Below are 16,286 nucleotides of genomic sequence, written 5' to 3'. Positions count from 1 at the left end.
TGGGGGCGCTCACGGCTGCTCCCGGGCGGGGCGCAGGGTGACCGTCCGGTCGGCGAGCGCGGCGACGAAGTCCGCGTCGTGGGTGACGGTGACCACGCCGTGTCCGGCGTCACGTAGGTCGGCGAAGAGGTCGACCAGCTCACCCCAGGTGCGGCGGTCCTGGCCGAAGGTGGGTTCGTCGCAGATCAGCAGCCGGGGCGCGGTGGCCAGGGCGGTCGCCACGCTGAGCCGCCGGGCCTCCCCACCGGAGAGGGTGTACGGGTTGGCCCCGGCGAGCCGGGTCAGCCGCAGCCGCTCCAGCAACTCGTCCACGGTGCCCCGGACAGCCGGCTCGGGGCGACCCGTGCGGCGCGGACCGAGGGCCAGTTCGTCGCGGACGGTACGGGTGACGAACTGGTGCTCCGGGTCCTGGAAGACCGAACCGATCCGGCCGGCCAGGGCGGGGGCCCGCCACCGGTGCGGGGGCGTGCGGGTGTCCCCGCCGGCCAGGGCGGCGGTGGCGGTCAGCCGGCCGGTCCCGGGGCGGAGCAGGCCGCCGAGCAGCAGCGCGAGGGTGGACTTGCCGGCCCCGTTGGGCCCACGGACGGCGAGCGCCTCGCCGGCGTGTACCACCAGGTCGGTGGGGGCCAGCCGGGGTGGCAGGCCGAGCCGGTCGGCGGTGAGCAACTCCGCGCCGGGCGGGCCGGCGGCCGGCCGGGTCGCGGTGGGGTGGCCGGGCACCCACACCCCCTCGGCGGCGAGCGCGGTCCCGTGCGCGGCGAACACCGCATCCGGTGTCCCGTCGGCCCGGACCCCGCCGCCGGGGGTCAGCACCACCACCCGGTCGACCAGGGGCAGGGCGTCGGCGACCCGGTGTTCGACCAGGACCAGTGTGGTGTCGTGGTCCACCGCGCCGGCCACCGCACCGCGCACCAGCTCGGCCCCGGCCGGGTCGAGGTTGGCGGTCGGCTCGTCGAGCAGCAGCAGCCCCGGCCGCAGCGCCAGCACCCCGGCCAGGGCGAGCCGCTGCTGCTCGCCGCCGGACAGCGCCGCGGTGGGCCGGTCCCGGTGGTACGGGAAACCGACCCGGCGCAGCGCCTCGTCCACCCGGGGCCAGATCTCGTCGCCGGGCACCCCCCGGTTCTCCAGCCCGAACGCGACGTCGTCGCCGCAGCGGGCCATCACCAGCTGGGACTGCGGGTCCTGGAAGACGGTGCCGACCCGTTCGCGGGCCTTGGCCGGGTCGAGGCCGTCGATCTCGACGGTGCCCTCCTGCTCGCCGGAGTCCGCCGGCAGCAGCCCGGCCAGCGCGGCCAGCAGGGTGCTCTTGCCCGCCCCGGACGGCCCCAGCAGCAGCACCCGTTCCCCGTGGTCGATGCGCAGGTCGACCCCGCGTACCGCCCAAGCCCGCCGCCCGGCGTGCCGCCAGCCGAAGCCGACCAGCCGCACCCCGGTCACGCCGGCGACCCCTCCCCGCTCGTCACGGCAGGGTCAGACGAGCGTGCGGTCGCGGGCGGCGGGGAACCTGTCGAGCACCCCGGTCTCGGCCAGCGCCCGGGTCAGGTACCAGCCGCCGACCCCGGCGACGACGGCGGCGCTGAGCACGGTCAGCGCCGCGTACGGTAGGCGGTAGCTGGCCAGGGCGTACTCGGAGTTCCAGACGAAGAAGTCGAACAGGGCGGCGCTCAGCCCGGTCATCGCCCCGGCGAGCACCGCCACCGGCAGCCGGTACGCCCGGTAGCGGAACGCGGCGAAGGCCAACTCCGCGCCGAGACCCTGGATCAGGCCCTGCACGATGGTGATGCCGCCCCACTCCGCGCCGAGCAGCGCGGAGACGGTGGCGGCGACGGCCTCGCAGAACAGGGCCGCCCCCGGCTTGCGGATGACCAGGCCGCCGAGGACGGCCGGGACGAGCCAGACGCCGTACATCACGGCCTGGCTGGCCGGTGCGGCGGCGAACGCCGGGTCGGCGGCCTTCCAGACCAGCCCCCAGGCCCAGAAGATGACGCCGAAGGCGACGGCGATCACGGCGGCGACCACGATGTCGATGGTGCGCCACCGGTTGGTGGTGGTGTGCTGCATGTCGGTGCTCCCAGTCCAGCGATCGAACCAGGAGAAGACGCACGCCGCGCCCGGCGGCAGCCGGACGGCGGCGCGGCTGGAGGTCGACCGAACTCCCTGCGCTGGCATTACCCAGATCAGGTTCGAGGGTCTGCGGGCGGTGCCCGCACTCTCAGCGCTGTGCGCTCCCCTGTCGGATGTGAAGTTGTCTCGGCAGACGCTAGCACCGACCTGCGGCAACGGCCCAGCAGGTCATGGTTCCCGGCATTGCACGCCCGGGCGGGGGCCCGGGCCACTGGGTAGGCTGCCGATCATGCAGGTGAGCGCGCGCGGCCTGACGTTCGACGTACGGGCCGGTGGCCCCGAGGGTGGCGAGGCGGTGCTGCTGCTGCACGGCTTCCCCCAGCACGGTGGGGAGTGGGACGCGGTGACGCCCGCCCTGCACGCCGCCGGGCTGCGCACGTACGCACCCGACCAGCGGGGTTACTCGCCCGGGGCCCGTCCCGCCGAGGTGGCCGACTACCGGCTGCCGGAGCTGGTCGCCGACGCCGTGGCGGTGCTGGACGCGCTGGGCGTCGACACCGCGCACGTGGTGGGGCACGACTGGGGCGCGGTCGTCGCCTGGGCGTTGGCGGCGCGGCATCCGCAGCGGGTGCGTACCCTCACCGCGGTCTCGGTGCCGCACCCGGCCGCCTTCGGGTACGCGCTGGCCACCGACCGCCGGCAGCGGGCGCGCTCGGCGTACATGGCGTTGTTCCGCCGGGCGGGCCTGGCGGAGCGGGTGCTGCTGGCCGGGCGGGGGGTAGTGCTGCGCCGGCTGCTGTCCGGCGTCGGCGACCCGGCCCGGGTGGCCGGGTACGCCGGGCCGCTGCGGACGCCCGGCGCGTTGACCGGCGCGTTGAACTGGTACCGGGCGATGTCGGGGCGGGACCTGAAGGCGGTCGGTCCGGTGGGCGTGCCGACCAGCTACGTGTGGAGCGACCGGGACGTGGCGATCGGGCGGGCCGCCGCGCAGGCGTGCGCCCGGCACGTGTCGGGGGACTACCGGTTCGTGGTGCTGGGCGGGGTGACCCACTGGATTCCCGACGAGGCGCCGGGCCCGCTGGCCGAGGTGATCCTGGCCCGGGTGCACGGCTCGGCCTGAGGACGCGGCCGACGCGGGCCGATCGGGGTTCGTGAATCGGTTTCGGGCGATCGTGGATCGGGCACAGGCGTTGCTGCCGACGGGGGGTGCCCCCGTCGGTCGTACCGTCTCAACCGGAGGTAGCGCGTGTCGAAGGAATCCGAGAAGCAGCGATGGCAACGCAACTTCGCCGATCTGCTCCAGGAGCTGCGGGTCGCCCAGACCGGCGTGCAGATCCTCTTCGCCTTCCTGCTGACCCTGCCGTTCAGTAACGGGTTCACCCGGACCAGCGAGTTCCAGCGGGACGTCTACATCCTGGCCCTGCTGTCCGCCGCCGCGGCCACCGCGATGATCATCTCGCCGGTCGCCTTCCACCGGGCGCTGTTCCGCCAGGGCCGCAAGCCGGAACTGGTCCGCTTCGCCCACCGGATGGCCTCCGGCGGGCTGGCCTTCATGCTGGTCGCGATGGTGAGCGCGGTCCTGCTGATCGCCGACTTCGTGCTCGACACCGGCATCGCCGTGGTGCTCACGGTGATCACCGGCCTGTGGTTCCTGACCTTCTGGGTGATCCTGCCGTTCGCCAGGCGCAACTGGGGTGACGACGACATCGACGACGACGATGACGACCCGGTGGTGCTCAACGGGGACTGATCCCACCCGTGGGTGGTGGATGCGGTGGGCCGGGGGCCCGTCCGGGCCGACGGTGGCCGGGGCGGGCCCCCGGCCCGTCCGCCGGTCGGGGCCCGCGGGTCAGCGGGCGATGGCCCAGGCCAGCACGGCGGCCAGGATGAGCCCGTTGAGCAGCGCCAGCACCAGGTACGCCTGCGGCGGGATCTTGCGTCCGCGCCGGACGAAGCTGACCAGCACGCCGGCGTACGCCAGCAGCAGCACGGCGATGACGATCAGGAAGTAGAGCACCGCACCACCCTAGACGAGCCGGTTGCGGTGCCCGACGACCGAGCGCGACCACCCGCGGCCCGGTGCGGCGTCGCCCGGCGTGTCGGCCCGACCGGGCGAAGGTGGGAGAGCAGATTAATATCGAGTAACATCGATTTTTGCCTCCTCCCGTCCCGGGTGCGGCCATCGTCGCGGGGCTCGGGCGGCCGTCCAGATGGGGGCGGGCGACGCCGGCCCGGCACCGGCGACTAGGAGCAGATCATGAGAGCAGCACGGCGACGTCTCGCCGGACTGGGCGCGATCACCCTGGCGGTCCTCGCCGGCGGGGTGGCGGTCGCGGCCGGGAACGCCACCGCGGCGGCCACCGGCTGCCGGGTCGACTACAAGGTCACCAGCGAGTGGCAGGGCGGCTTCGGCGCGGACGTGACCATCACCAACCTCGGCGACCCGGTCACCGGCTGGACGCTCACCTGGGCGTTCGCCAGCGGACAACGGGTCAGCCAGGCGTGGAACGCCACCGTCACCCAGAACGGGACGGCGGTCAGCGCCACGGACGTCGGCTACAACGGCACCATCGGGACCGGGGCCGCCGTCAGCTTCGGTTTCAACGGCGCGTGGACCACCGCCAACCCGGTGCCCACCGCGTTCGCGCTCAACGGGGTCTCCTGCACCGGCGCGACCCCGACCGTCACGCCCTGCCCGCCACCGTCCACCCCGCCGACCCCGACGCCCACCCCGACCACGACCCCCACCCCGACCCGCACCCCCAGCCCGACGCCCTCGACGCAGCCGCCGGTCACCGTGTGGCTGGCCGGTGACTCCACCGTCGCCAACCCGTCGTCCAGCGGGGCCTGCCCGGTGGGCTGGGGCAACCAGTTCGGCCAGTACCTCAACGGCAACGCCACCGTGGTCAACAGCGCGGTCGGCGGGCGCAGCATCCAGACCTGGCTGTACGACCCGAACGTCACCACCACGATGAACTCGGCGGGCGAGTGCGTGGTCAACCCGCAGACGTACTCGACCCGCTGGCAGGCGATGCTCAACGCCAACGGTGGGATGAAGGCCGGTGACTACCTGTTCATCCAGTTCGGCATCAACGACGGCAGCACCACCTGCAACCGGCACGTCGGCTCGGCCCGCTACAAGGAACTGCTCGGCGTGATGGCCCGCGCGGCCCAGCAGCGCGGCGCGTACCCGATCTTCCTCACCCCGGCCGCGGCGATCACCTGCTCGGGCAGCACCGCCGTGGGCAACCGGGGCTTCCTCACCGAGACCTTCGACGCGGGCCGGGCCAACAACGTGCCCGTCATCGACCTGCACAAGCTGAGCTACACGCTCTACAACACGCTGAAGCTCTGCCCGAACAACGGCGACTACAACTCGGGCGCGGTGGGCGCGTTCTTCTGCGCCGACCACACCCACTTCGAGACGGCCGGGGCCCGGCAGATCGCCGGTGTGGTCGCCACCGCCCTGCGTAACCAGCAGCTCGGCCTCGCGGCCTACCTGCGCTGACGGTGTGCGGTCGGGCGGCCCCGGACCGGGGCCGCCCGACCGGGGTCAGGACAACGTGCAGGCGGTGCCGTTGAGGGTGAAGCCGGCGGGGCGGTTGTTCGTGCCGGTGACGTCGGCCAGGAAACCGAAGCTCGTCGTCGCGCCGGCCGCGATCGTGCCGTTCCAGGCGACGTTGGTCGCGCGGACGGTGCCGCCGCTCTGCGTGTAGCCCGCATTCCACGCCTGGCTGATCCGCTGGCCGTCGGCGAAGCTCCACTGGAGGGTCCAGCCGTCGACCGGGGCGGTGCCGGTGTTGCGGATCGTCACCTCGCCCTGGAAGCCACCCTGCCACTGCCCGGTGACCGCGTACCCGACGGCGCAGCCGGTCCCGCCGGCCGGCGGCGTGGTCACCGGCGGCGCGGTGGTGGTCGGGGGCGCGGTGGTCACCGGCGGCGTGGTGGGCGGTGCGGTGGTGGGGGTGGGCGTCGGCGTGGTGGACAGCTTCGCCGCGATGACCGGGGCGAGCCGGGCCGTGATCGCCCGGTGCCCGGCGTCGTTCGGGTGCACCGAGTCGCTGAGCCCGTCGGCCGGCAGCCAGCCGGTGGTGTCCACGTAGAACACGTTGCGGTCGCCGCCCCCGGTGACCGTGCTGACGGCGGCGGCGGTCTCCGCGGCGTACCGGCCGCTGAAGGTGCGCAGCGCGAAGATCGCCGCGCGCGGGTACTTGCCCCGCACGGTACGGATGAACGTGGCGTACTGATTCTGGAAGTCCGCGCCGCTCACCCCGTGGCTGCGGTCGTTGGTGCCCAGGTTGATCACCACGGCGTCGGCCTGGTAGCGGCTGAAGTCCCAGGCCGGGCTGTTCGCCGCGTACCCGGTGCGGAGGAACTGGCTGGCCACGCTGACGCAGCCGTCGGCGGTGGCGACCAGGCAGCCCCCGCCGTAACCGAGCTGGGTGTGTTCGGTGCCGAGCTGCTCCCCGGTCAGCCACCCGTACGCGGTCAGCGCCGTCCGCGACGAGGTGGTGCCGAGGGTGATGGAGTCGCCGACGAACTCGATCAGCTGGGGCCGGACCGCCGCCGGCAGGGTACGCGCGCCCGAGTCGAGGGTGAGCCCCTGGAACACCGCGTCCCCGGTGTACGAACCGGCGACCACCCGGTACGACACCACCAGCGTGTGGTTGCCGGCGCGCAGCGGGGTCGGGGTCAGGTTGACCGTGCCGCTGACGTTGGTCAGGTAGCGGAAGTCGGCCCCGTCGATGCTGTAGTAGAGGTCGATGGTGCTGCGCTGCCGCAGCTTGACCGTGGTGCCGGTGAACCCGGTCTTCAGGTAGGCGCCCGCCCAGTTCGGCACGTACGCGCTGCTGTTGCTGCGGTCCCAGCGGCCGACGAACGCGATGTTCGCGTCGGTGGGGGAGCCGTCACCGGTGGCGGCGCTGGCCGGGGGCAGGCCGATGAGGGTGGCGGCCAGCACCGCCACCATCCCGGCGGCTCCCGCCGCGAGGATCGACCGACTGCGGGACACGGGCATGGGGACGCTCCCTCTCCGGACCGTCCGTGCCGACGCACGCCGACGGCTTGCAGACTTAAGACATTTACCATCATCTAAGCCTGCGGGTCGGGGAGGCACAACAGGTGACGGTGCCTAGCGGCCGGCGCGCAGGCCGAGTCGGCGCAGCTCCAGGGCGGCGAGCGCATCGACGGTGGCGTCGTCGCCGTGCCGCCACGCCTGCGCCACGTCCGGGTCGATCCGGGTCAGCCGGCGCAGCGGCTGACTGGTCAGCGCGCGCAGCGCCAGCAGGTCCCGACCGGCCGGCCCGGCGGCGAGGGCCTTCGCCGACGCGGCCCGCCGCATCCAGCGCAGCCGTAGCGGCAGCCAGCCGAACAGCACCAGCCCGAGCGGGAAGACCAGCACCGCGATGCTCAACGCCAACGCGAGCTGACCGACCAGCTCCTGCTGGTCGCGGCCGGCCTCGGCCACCGCGCGGGCGGCGTCGGCGGCCTTGGTGAACGGGCCGGTCAGCTCGTCGCCGACCAGCGGCACCCGGCCCACCTTGCCGCCGGCCTCGGCCAGGTTGTCGGCGAGGCCGCCGCCGGCCCCCTCCAGCTTCCGCCCGGGTACGGCGAGCTTCTCCACCAGGTCGTACAGCCACATCGCGAAGCGGATCGCCGCGTAGACCCAGGCGACGACGAACAGGTCGGTGAGGAACTGACGGAGGGCGACCGGAAAACGGTCAGCGTAGATCTTCACGGCCGACAGCGTGCCACGACGCGGGCCGCCCGGCACCCCCCGCGCGCCCGGCGGTCGGCTCGGCGGGGGCGGACGGCCCCTCCCCGGCATGGCTGACCGCGTCGGCGACGATGTGCGCGACGTGCTCGTCGACCAGGGCGTAGGCGATCTCCCGGCCGCGCCGGGAACCCCGCACCACCCCCGCGCCGCGCAGCACCCGCAGGTGCTGGGAGACCAGCGGCTGCGGTGCGCCGAGCTGCTCGACCAGCTCGTGCACGCACCGCTCGCCCTGGGCCAGCTCGCTGACGATCGCCAGCCGGATCGGCGCGGACAGCGCCCGGAGCAGCTCGCCCGCGCCCTCGAAGGCGTCGTAGCCGTGGGTGCCGGTCACTCCGTAACGGTAACCAACACCGGTGACGGTACGCCGGTCGGCGTCACCGCAGCACCACCTCGTGCGGCTCCGGGGTGCTGGCGACGGTCGGGGTCCCCCGGCGGCGCAGCACCCGCCGGGCGGCTGCGGCCAACGCCACCACGAGGAACGACGCGATCGCCAGCAGCACCACCGAGGCGCCGGGGGCGGTGTCGGCGGTGGCCGCCACCCACACCCCCGCCCCGGCGGCGAACAGGCCGAGCGCCATGGCCGCCGTCATGGTGCTGCGGAAACCCCTGGTGACCTGCTGCGCGGTGGCCACCGGCACCACCATCAGCGCGCTGATCAGCAGGACCCCGACGGCCCGCATGGCGATGGTGACGGTGACCGCGGTGGCGACCGCCAACAGCATGTTCAACGCCCGCACGGGCAGCCCGGCGACCCGGGCGTACTCCTCGTCATGGCAGACCGCGAACAGCGCCGGGCGCAGCGCCAGCATGAGCACCGCGATGCCCGCGCCGAGCACCGCGATGGTGGTCAGGTCGGCGGGGGAGGTGGTGGTGAGCGAGCCGAACAGGTAGGCGTTGAGGTTGGCGCTGCTGGCGTCGGAGAGGCCGACCAGCATCACCCCACCGGCGATGCCGCCGTAGAACAGCAGGGCCAGCGCCAGGTCGCCGGAGGTACGGCCGCGGGCCCGGACCAGCTCGATGGTGACCGCGCCGAGGATCGCCGCGACCACCGCCACCAGCACCGGGGAACGGTTGAGCAGCAGGCCCGCCCCGACGCCGGTGAGCGCGACGTGGCCGATGCCGTCACCGATCAGGGCCAACCGCCGCTGCACCAGGTAGATGCCGAGGGCGGGGGCGGCCAGCCCGATCACCAGGGCGCCGACCAGCGCCCGCTGCATGAAGTCGTACTGGAAGAGGTCCATCGTTCAGCTGCTCCACAGCCCGGCGGGCTCCTCGGGACCGTGCGGGTGCACGTGGTCGTGGTCGGGCTCGGCGTGGTGTCCGGCCGGTTCCGGCACCGGGCCGTCGTGGCAGACGCCGCCCTGGTGCACCACCACCGCCCGGCTGATCAGCGGGCGCAGCGGCCCCAACTCGTGGGCGACCAGCAGCACGGTGCCGCCGGTGCCGACGAAGTCGTGCAGCGCCCCGGCGAACGCCTCCTGGCTGGCCGCGTCGACCCCGGCGGTCGGCTCGTCGAGCACCAGCAGCTCCGGCCCGCCGGCCAGGGCGCGGGCGATCAGGGTGCGCTGCTGCTGGCCGCCGGAGAGGGTGGCCACCGGGTCCCGGGCCCGGTCGGCGAGCCCGACCGCGCGCAGCGCCGCCTCGACCGCGGCCCGGTCGGCCCGACCGGGTGGGCGCAGCACGCCCCGGCGGGCCAGCCGACCCGAGGCCACCACTTCGGCGACGGTGGCCGGCACGCCGCTGCCGGCCCCGAGGCGCTGCGGGACGTAGCCGATCCGGTGCCACTGCCGGAACCGGCGCTGCGGGACGCCGAACAGCTCGACCGTGCCGGCGCCCAGCGGGACCAGCCCGAGCACCGCCCGGATCAGGGTGGACTTGCCGGAGCCGTTGGCCCCGAGCACCGCCACCACCTCGCCGGCGGTGACGGTCAGCGAGACGTCCCGCAGCACCGGCCGGCCGTCGTAGCCGGCGGTGGCGTGCGCGACCTGGATGACGGGAGCGGTCACGAGCACCCCAGGGCGGTGCGGAGCGTGGTCAGGTTGGTGCGCATCACCGAAAGGTAGTCCCCACCCCCGTCAGCGGAGAGCCCTTCGATCGGGTCGAGCACCGCGGTCTTCGCGCCGACCTCGGCGGCGATGGTCTCGGCGACCTTCGGACTGACCAGCGTCTCGAAGAAGATCGTGGTGGCACCGTGCTCGCGGGCCTCGCGGGCGACCTCGGCCAGCCGCTGCGGGGCGGGCTCGGTGTCCGGGGTGAGCCCGGTCAGGCCGATCTGCTCCAGCTGGTAACGCTCGGTGAGGTAGCCGAAGGCGGCGTGGCTGACCACGATCTCCCGACGCTGGCAGGTCTTCAGGCCGGCGGCGTACTCGGTGTCGAGCTTCTCCAGCTCGCCGCGCAGCGTCCGGGCCCGGCCGGTGTAGTCGGCGGCCCGGTCGGGATCGACGCTGCCGAGCCGCTCGGCGAGCTTGTCGGCGACGGTGGCCAGCCGGGTCGGGTCCAGCCAGAGATGCGGGTCCTTGCCGCCGTTCTCCTCCTCGGCGTGACCGTCCTCACCCTCGTGGTCGTGTCCGCCGGCTGTCGCGTCGCGCAGCGGCGCGACGGTCGTCACGTCGAACGCCCGGTCGGCGGCGTTCTGCGCGACGGCCTCGTCCACCGCCGGCTGGAAGCCCTTGAGGTAGAAGACCAGCTCGGCCTCGCTGACCTGGCCGACCTGGCGGGGGTTGAGTTCCAGGTCGTGTGGCTCGGCGCCCGGCTTGGCCAGGTTGGTCACGGTGACCGCGTCCCCGCCGACCCGCTCGGCGACGAACTGGAGGGGGTAGAAGGCGGCGACCACGTCCACCCGGTCCGGGTCGGCCCCGGTGCCCTCGGTCGAGCAGGCGGTGAGACCGGTCAGGGCGAGCAGGGCGGTGGCGGCGGTCAGGGCACGGAACCGGGTGCGGGCGATCATGTCGGCAACTGTCCGTGAAAACGAGAATGATTGTCAAAAACGCATGAGTGCATGTCAGAAGAGCTTGACCAGGGCCACCGCCACCAGCAGCGTCACCATCACCAACCGGATCAGCCGGGTCTGCGACGCCTGCACCGACCAGGTGACAGTCAGCAGGTAGACCAGCCCGGCGGCCAGCGCCAACAGCAGCAGACCACCGACCGGGCCGGGCGCGAAGAGCGCCACCAGCACCAGCGCGAGGGTGGCGAGGAACACCGACGTCGGGTTCGCCCGGGCCAACCGGGCCAGCACGGGGCGCTGCGTAGGCTGCATCCCACAGACTCTACGAGGAGGAACCCGGTGCTGGTCACCAACCGGTTCGTGGTCGCCGTCGAGGCGGCCGACGACTTCACCGCGAGGGCGCACGCCGCGCTGGCCGCGCTCGCCGCCCGCCCCGGCTACCGGCGCGGTGAGCTGCTGCGGGCCCTCGACGACCCCCGGCACTGGTGCCTGCTCACCGAGTGGGAGTCGGTCGGCACGTACCGGCGGGCGCTGGGCGGCTTCGACGTCAAGATCACCGCCGTGCCGCTGCTCGCCGAGTCGGTCGACGAACCCTCGGCGTACGAGACGCTGGCCGGCGCGGCCCCCGACGGCGAGGTGGTGGTGGTCGACAGTGATCGGGCCGCGAGTCCGCACCGTTGAGCCGGGGGGCACTACCCTGCTCCTATGACCGCTCCCGGCCCGGCAGCCCCACCGCCGTACCCCGCGACACCCGGCCCGGCCGGCGCACCGCCGCCCGCCGGCCCGGGGGGCCCGGGGACGCGCCTCCCGCCGGGTGACCCGGGCGTGCCCACCCCGCCGTCGGACCCGGGCGTCCCCCCGCCGCCCCAGGGTCCCGGGGTGGCCCCGCCGTTCGCCGCCCCGCCCACCGAGGGCAGCCGCAAGCGGCTCTGGCTGGGCCTCGGCGTCGGCGCGCTGGCCCTGCTGATCTGCTGCGGCGGTGGCGGTGCGGCGGCCGTCGGACTGGTGGTCAGCAACGTGCAGGCCATCGAGGAACAGGGCCAGGCGGTCACCGACGACTACTACCGTGCCCTGGTCGCCAAGGAGTACGGCAAGGCGTACGACACCCTCTGCGAGGACGCGCGGCGGCGGGAGTCCCGGGGCGAGTTCTCCCGCCGGGTCGCCGAGGAGCCGGCGGTCGCCAGCTACCGGGTGGGCGACGTCGACCCGCAGACCCTGACCGTGCCGGTCGACGTCACCTTCAGCGGCGGCGGGCGGGACACCCAGCAGGTCACCCTCGCCGCCGACCAGCAGAGCGGTGGCATGGAGGTCTGCGGGGTCAGCTGAGCCGTCAGCGGTATTCTGCTGGGCCCGGGGCGCTGCTGGTCGTACCGTTGTCCCGGGCCGTCCGGTCCCACCCGTCTTCATGGCCACGCCGACCGCCAGCCGGCGTAGGAGGAAACATGCCAGCCGACCGTATCGACGCCGTCGTCAGTCTCGCCAAGCGCCGAGGCTTCGTCTTTCCCTCCAGCGAGATCTACGGAGGCACCCGGTCGGCGTGGGACTACGGTCCGCTCGGCGTGGAGCTGAAGGAGAACGTCCGCCGGCAGTGGTGGAAGGCGATGGTCCAGCAGCGCGACGACGTCGTCGGCCTCGACTCGGCGGTCATCCTCGCCCGCAAGGTCTGGGAGGCCAGCGGCCACCTCGCCGAGTTCGTCGACCCGCTGACCGAGTGCCAGTCCTGCCACAAGCGGTTCCGCGCCGACCACCTGGAGGAGGCGTACGCCGAGAAGCACGGCAAGCCGCTGACCTCGTTGCAGGAGCTGAACTGCCCCAACTGCGGCAACAAGGGCACCTTCACCGAGCCGAAGATGTTCAACGGCCTGATGAAGACCTACCTCGGCCCGGTGGAGAGCGACGAGGGCCTGCACTACCTGCGTCCGGAGACCGCCCAGGGCATCTTCGTCAACTACAACAACGTGGCGACCGCCGCCCGCAAGAAGCCGCCGTTCGGCATCGCGCAGACCGGCAAGTCGTTCCGCAACGAGATCACCCCGGGCAACTTCATCTTCCGCACCCGCGAGTTCGAGCAGATGGAGATGGAGTTCTTCGTCGAGCCCGGCTCCGACGAGCAGTGGCACGAGTACTGGTTGCAGGAGCGCTGGAACTGGTACCTCGACCTGGGCCTGTCCGAGGAGAACCTGCGCTTCTACGAGCACCCCAAGGAGAAGCTCTCCCACTACTCGAAGCGCACCGTCGACATCGAGTACCGGTTCCGGTTCGGCGGCACCGAGTTCGCCGAGCTGGAGGGCGTGGCCAACCGCACCGACTTCGACCTGGCCACGCACAGCAAGCACTCCGGTGTCGACCTGTCGTACTTCGACCAGACCCGCAACGAGCGCTGGGTGCCGTACGTCATCGAGCCGGCCGCCGGCCTGACCCGCGCGGTGCTGGCCTTCCTGCTGGAGGCGTACGACGAGGACGAGGCCCCGAACACCAAGGGCGGCGTCGACAAGCGCACCGTGATGCGGTTCGACCCCCGGCTGGCCCCGGTCAAGGTGGCGGTGCTGCCGCTGTCCCGCAACGAGGCGCTCTCGCCCAAGGCCAAGGGGCTCGCCGCCCAGCTCCGCAAGCGCTGGGTGGTGGAGTTCGACGACTCGCAGGCGATCGGCCGCCGCTACCGCCGGCAGGACGAGATCGGCACCCCGTTCTGCGTCACCGTCGACTTCGACACCCTCGACGACGATGCGGTGACCGTGCGGAACCGGGACACCATGGCCCAGGAGCGGGTCGCCCTCGACCAGGTCGAGCGCTACCTGATCGAGCGCCTGCCCGGCTGCTGACCGGCGAGCACCGCCGGACGGCCCCGCCCCCGACCGGGGGCGGGGCCGGTCCGTTCTCCGGCATCGGTGGAGAGCCCTGTCCGTCCGGTCCTTGAGCCGGTGGGTGGGTCGTGCCAGCATTCCCCGTGCTGAATGTCGACACGGGGGTGGAAATGACGCACGAGCCGCAACCTGACCATGATCATGTTCCGGAGCGCCGCCGCCTCCTGCGCCGGGCCGCCGCGGTCGCCGCGACCACGGCCGGCGCGGGTGTCGCCGCCACCGTCGGCCTGCCCGGCACCGCCCGCGCCGCCCCGGGCGACCACCTCACCATGGGTACGACCAACGACGCTGGTCCGGCGACCACCACGCTCAGCCTCGGCTACGCGGGGCTCACCCTGAGGAACACCGCAGGTGCGCCGTTGCGACTGGTACCCGGCGAGCAGGTCTACCCGCAGGTGCTGGACTCGCCGACCGGCACCGTCGCGGTGGACCCGCTCGGCGACGTGTTCGTACAGGCCGGCCGGCCCGGCGACGAGGTCAACAGTTGGCTGTGGACGAGCGAGTGGGCGACCACCTCGGTCCCGGTACGGCCGACCCGGGTGCTGGACAGCCGGGACCCGGACCTGCGCCGCACCATCGTCGCGGGCGCCTCGACGCTCGACCCGACGGGACGGCTCACCCCCGGTAACCCCATCGTGCTGAGCCTGGACCACCTGGTCCGCGACGGCTACGCCCTCAAGGGCAACGTGACAGTGGTCGGCATGACCGGTCCGGGCTTCCTGACGGCCTGGGGCAGTGGCACCAGGCCGACCGTGTCGACGGTGAACTGGTCGGCCGCCGGTCAGATCCTGTCGAACTTCCTCTTCGCCGAGCTGGGCACCCTCGGCGGGTACCGCAGCGTGCTGACGGTGCAGGTCTCCGCGCCGACCCACGTGATCGTCGACCTGACCAGCCTGCTGGTCGGCCACCCGAGCCAGGTCGTCGCGGTCGGCGGCGGTGCCGCCCCGGCGAGCGCCGCCGAGGCCGCGCCCCCGGTGGAGCCCGCCCCGGCGGCGGCCGCCCCCGGTGAGCCGGTCGTCCTCGGCCAGCGGAACAGCCCCGGCGTCACCACCGTGACCAGCGCCGCCCCGGACGGTGCCGCCACCCTGGCGCTGCGGAACCCGAACGGGGCGACGCTGGAGCTGACCCACAGCGACCTGCACGTGGCAAGCGATCTCGCCGTGGGCACCCTCGGAGTCGGCGTGTACGGGCTGGAGGTCGGCAACGGCACTTCCGTGGGGCGAATCTCGGACGCGGCGTTCAGCACGTCGAACGCGACCATGCTGGTGTCGGTCCCGCCGACCCGGCTCCTCGACACCCGCAGCGCCGCCGGCCGGGCCCGGCTGCTGGAGGGCGTCGGCCGGATCGACGGCCGGGGGCGGGTGCTGGCCGAGACACTGCTGATCGTGCACCTGCGCGACATCGTCGAGTACGGCGACGGGATGTTGGGCAACATCACCGTGGCCGACACCACCCAGGGCGGCTTCGCCACGGTGTGGGGCACCGGCAGCCTGCCCACCGCCTCCACCATCAACTGGTGGACCGCCGGCCAACTGCTCTCCAACGGGGTGATCACGCAGCTCGGCGGTTACGAGACGGTCGGCGGCGACTACTACCCGGACGTGGTCGCCATCTACCTGCAAAAGAGCGCGGCGGCGGTGATCCTCGACGCGACCGGCCTGCTGGTGCGCCATCCGGATTCCGCGGTCGTCAATGCCCCGACGTCGACCCGTACCGCCGCCGGCTCCGCCGGCCGTCGGGCCCGGGCCCGGGCGATCAGGCAGGCCGCCGAGCGCGGCGACCGGGCGGTGCGGGCCGATGCGTGACCACGGAACCGGGAAGAGGGACATGAGCGCCGACGAGACCCCGTCCACCACCCGTCGTACGGTCATCCGGGCCGGGGTGGCCCTCGGCGTCGGTGTCGGCGCGACCGCGCTGGCCGGCACGCCGGCCGACGCCGCGCCCGGTGCGCCGGTGATCGGCGGGCAGCTCAACGACGCGGGCGAGGCCGGGACGGTGCTGGTCGGTGGCTCGTCGGCGAACCCGACGCTGGCGCTGGCCGGCACCGACCCGATGCTGCGGCTGTTCCCGACGCCGGACGACGCCATCCCGGCGGAGCTGCCGACCGGCTCGCTCGCCGTCACCCCCACCGCCGAGCTGGTGGTCGGCGGTCGGGACGGTCGTCGGGCGTACGTCAACACGTCGCGCTGGTCCAACCGCATCGTCGCCGTCCCGCCGGTGCGGCTACTGGACACCCGGGCGTTGGCCAGCTATTCCGCCAACGTCCTCGCCGGTGCCGACGGGGTGGTGTCGGGCCGGTTGCAGGCGGGCCGGACGCTGTACCTGACCGTAAGTCGGGTCCCGGCGGGGTCCTACTACGCGCCGGTCGGTGCCTACCTCAACATCACGGTGGCGAACACGGTCTCCGGCGGAGTGCTCACCGCCTTTGCGGCCGGGGCCGCCAGGCCGGACACCTCCTCAGTGAACTGGTGGGGGCCGAACCAGATCCTCTCCAACCTGGTGGAGGTGCCGTTGGGTGCCCACGAGCGTGGTGCGACCGCGTTCGCCCTGCACGTCCGCGCCGCCGCCACGGTGGTGGTGGACGTCTCGGCCCTGATCCTGAGCCTGCCGGGTTAGGACTGCCGCCCACCGCGGT

The 16,286-nt window shown here is 73.5% G+C and carries 17 protein-coding genes, 1 pseudogene and 1 riboswitch; of the genes and pseudogenes, 8 read left to right on the top strand and 10 right to left on the bottom strand.

From position 1 onward, the window contains the following. Positions 1–9: 9 nt before the first annotated feature. Both JQN84_RS18405 and JQN84_RS18400 read right to left on the bottom strand, forming a co-directional pair. Entirely contained in the window at positions 10–1,437 is a 1,428-nt protein-coding gene (locus tag JQN84_RS18405; RefSeq protein WP_204959551.1) for an ABC transporter ATP-binding protein, read from the bottom strand. Between the two features lie 33 nt (positions 1,438–1,470). Beyond that, positions 1,471–2,061, bottom strand: coding sequence for an ECF transporter S component (locus JQN84_RS18400; protein ID WP_204959550.1), 591 nt, complete (start codon positions 2,059–2,061; stop codon positions 1,471–1,473). Between the two features lie 75 nt (positions 2,062–2,136). Beyond that, positions 2,137–2,242, bottom strand: a riboswitch (TPP riboswitch). Positions 2,243–2,353: 111 nt separating this feature from the next. Between JQN84_RS18400 and JQN84_RS18395 the strand changes: the two genes are divergently transcribed. Together JQN84_RS18395 and JQN84_RS18390 are read left to right on the top strand one after the other, a co-directional pair. Continuing rightward, entirely contained in the window at positions 2,354–3,184 is an 831-nt protein-coding gene (locus JQN84_RS18395) for an alpha/beta fold hydrolase (protein WP_204959549.1), read from the top strand. Positions 3,185–3,310: 126 nt separating this feature from the next. After that, entirely contained in the window at positions 3,311–3,814 is a 504-nt protein-coding gene (locus JQN84_RS18390) for a DUF6328 family protein (RefSeq protein ID WP_145921266.1), read from the top strand. A gap of 99 nt (positions 3,815–3,913) precedes the next feature. On the opposite strand, the gene JQN84_RS18385 is transcribed toward JQN84_RS18390, so the two are convergent. Then, positions 3,914–4,081, bottom strand: a complete 168-nt coding sequence (locus JQN84_RS18385; RefSeq protein WP_204959548.1) for a hypothetical protein — start codon at positions 4,079–4,081, stop codon at positions 3,914–3,916. A gap of 240 nt (positions 4,082–4,321) precedes the next feature. On the opposite strand from JQN84_RS18385, the gene JQN84_RS18380 reads away from it, so the two are divergent. Then, positions 4,322–5,572 carry a cellulose binding domain-containing protein gene (locus tag JQN84_RS18380; RefSeq protein WP_204959547.1) on the top strand — a complete coding sequence of 417 codons (1,251 nt, stop codon included), beginning with the start codon at positions 4,322–4,324 and terminating at the stop codon, positions 5,570–5,572. Between the two features lie 45 nt (positions 5,573–5,617). Here the strand turns inward: JQN84_RS18380 and JQN84_RS18375 are convergent, their stop codons facing one another. From JQN84_RS18375 to JQN84_RS18345, 7 genes and pseudogenes are all read right to left on the bottom strand, one after another. Then, positions 5,618–7,081, bottom strand: a complete 1,464-nt coding sequence (locus tag JQN84_RS18375) for a cellulose binding domain-containing protein (RefSeq protein WP_239485539.1) — start codon at positions 7,079–7,081, stop codon at positions 5,618–5,620. A 114-nt stretch (positions 7,082–7,195) separates the two neighbouring features. Further along, positions 7,196–7,801, bottom strand: coding sequence for a hypothetical protein (locus JQN84_RS18370; RefSeq protein WP_204959546.1), 606 nt, complete (start codon positions 7,799–7,801; stop codon positions 7,196–7,198). A 67-nt stretch (positions 7,802–7,868) separates the two neighbouring features. Then, positions 7,869–8,171: pseudogene (locus JQN84_RS18365) on the bottom strand (ArsR/SmtB family transcription factor); the annotation flags it as partial. A 43-nt stretch (positions 8,172–8,214) separates the two neighbouring features. Then, positions 8,215–9,081, bottom strand: a complete 867-nt coding sequence (locus tag JQN84_RS18360; RefSeq protein WP_204959545.1) for a metal ABC transporter permease — start codon at positions 9,079–9,081, stop codon at positions 8,215–8,217. 3 nt (positions 9,082–9,084) lie between these two features. Further along, the gene (locus tag JQN84_RS18355; RefSeq protein ID WP_204959544.1) at positions 9,085–9,846 is read right to left on the bottom strand and encodes a metal ABC transporter ATP-binding protein; all 762 of its coding nucleotides are present in this window, start codon (positions 9,844–9,846) and stop codon (positions 9,085–9,087) included. Next, positions 9,843–10,787, bottom strand: a complete 945-nt coding sequence (locus JQN84_RS18350) for a metal ABC transporter substrate-binding protein (RefSeq protein WP_204959543.1) — start codon at positions 10,785–10,787, stop codon at positions 9,843–9,845. The genes JQN84_RS18355 and JQN84_RS18350 overlap by 4 nt, the downstream gene beginning before the upstream one ends. Positions 10,788–10,841: 54 nt before the next feature. Then, on the bottom strand, positions 10,842–11,099 hold the full coding sequence (locus JQN84_RS18345) for a DUF6703 family protein (RefSeq protein ID WP_204959542.1): 258 nt from the start codon (positions 11,097–11,099) through the stop codon (positions 10,842–10,844). A gap of 27 nt (positions 11,100–11,126) precedes the next feature. Between JQN84_RS18345 and JQN84_RS18340 the strand changes: the two genes are divergently transcribed. The 5 genes from JQN84_RS18340 to JQN84_RS18320 all read left to right on the top strand — a co-directional run bounded on the left by JQN84_RS18340 (position 11,127) and on the right by JQN84_RS18320 (position 16,267). Beyond that, a complete protein-coding gene (locus JQN84_RS18340; protein WP_204959541.1) occupies positions 11,127–11,468 on the top strand; it encodes an antibiotic biosynthesis monooxygenase family protein in 342 nt (113 codons plus the stop codon). Positions 11,469–11,612: 144 nt separating this feature from the next. Further along, a complete protein-coding gene (locus JQN84_RS18335; protein ID WP_204959540.1) occupies positions 11,613–12,113 on the top strand; it encodes an Rv0361 family membrane protein in 501 nt (166 codons plus the stop codon). A 116-nt stretch (positions 12,114–12,229) separates the two neighbouring features. Further along, positions 12,230–13,609, top strand: coding sequence for a glycine--tRNA ligase (locus JQN84_RS18330; protein WP_204926316.1), 1,380 nt, complete (start codon positions 12,230–12,232; stop codon positions 13,607–13,609). A 152-nt stretch (positions 13,610–13,761) separates the two neighbouring features. Next, the gene (locus JQN84_RS18325) at positions 13,762–15,456 is read left to right on the top strand and encodes a hypothetical protein (protein ID WP_204959539.1); all 1,695 of its coding nucleotides are present in this window, start codon (positions 13,762–13,764) and stop codon (positions 15,454–15,456) included. 22 nt (positions 15,457–15,478) lie between these two features. Then, positions 15,479–16,267 carry a hypothetical protein gene (locus JQN84_RS18320; protein WP_204959538.1) on the top strand — a complete coding sequence of 263 codons (789 nt, stop codon included), beginning with the start codon at positions 15,479–15,481 and terminating at the stop codon, positions 16,265–16,267. Positions 16,268–16,286 lie beyond the last annotated feature (19 nt).

Origin of the sequence: Micromonospora humidisoli (assembly GCF_016900955.1) — a bacterium.
GTDB lineage: Bacteria > Actinomycetota > Actinomycetes > Mycobacteriales > Micromonosporaceae > Micromonospora > Micromonospora wenchangensis.
This window is presented reverse-complemented; position numbering and strand designations above follow the sequence as displayed.

Bases quoted from the DNA above. Each gene is read 5' to 3' on its own strand.
- JQN84_RS18345 (WP_204959542.1), bottom strand. From the start codon at position 11,099: ATGCAGCCTACGCAGCGCCCCGTGCTGGCCCGGTTGGCCCGGGCGAAC.
- JQN84_RS18360 (WP_204959545.1), bottom strand. From the start codon at position 9,081: ATGGACCTCTTCCAGTACGACTTCATGCAGCGGGCGCTGGTCGGCGCC.
- JQN84_RS18395 (WP_204959549.1), top strand. From the start codon at position 2,354: ATGCAGGTGAGCGCGCGCGGCCTGACGTTCGACGTACGGGCCGGTGGC.
- JQN84_RS18375 (WP_239485539.1), bottom strand. From the start codon at position 7,081: ATGCCCGTGTCCCGCAGTCGGTCGATCCTCGCGGCGGGAGCCGCCGGG.
- JQN84_RS18350 (WP_204959543.1), bottom strand. From the start codon at position 10,787: ATGATCGCCCGCACCCGGTTCCGTGCCCTGACCGCCGCCACCGCCCTG.
- JQN84_RS18400 (WP_204959550.1), bottom strand. From the start codon at position 2,061: ATGCAGCACACCACCACCAACCGGTGGCGCACCATCGACATCGTGGTC.
- JQN84_RS18380 (WP_204959547.1), top strand. From the start codon at position 4,322: ATGAGAGCAGCACGGCGACGTCTCGCCGGACTGGGCGCGATCACCCTG.
- JQN84_RS18320 (WP_204959538.1), top strand. From the start codon at position 15,479: ATGAGCGCCGACGAGACCCCGTCCACCACCCGTCGTACGGTCATCCGG.
- JQN84_RS18330 (WP_204926316.1), top strand. From the start codon at position 12,230: ATGCCAGCCGACCGTATCGACGCCGTCGTCAGTCTCGCCAAGCGCCGA.
- JQN84_RS18325 (WP_204959539.1), top strand. From the start codon at position 13,762: ATGACGCACGAGCCGCAACCTGACCATGATCATGTTCCGGAGCGCCGC.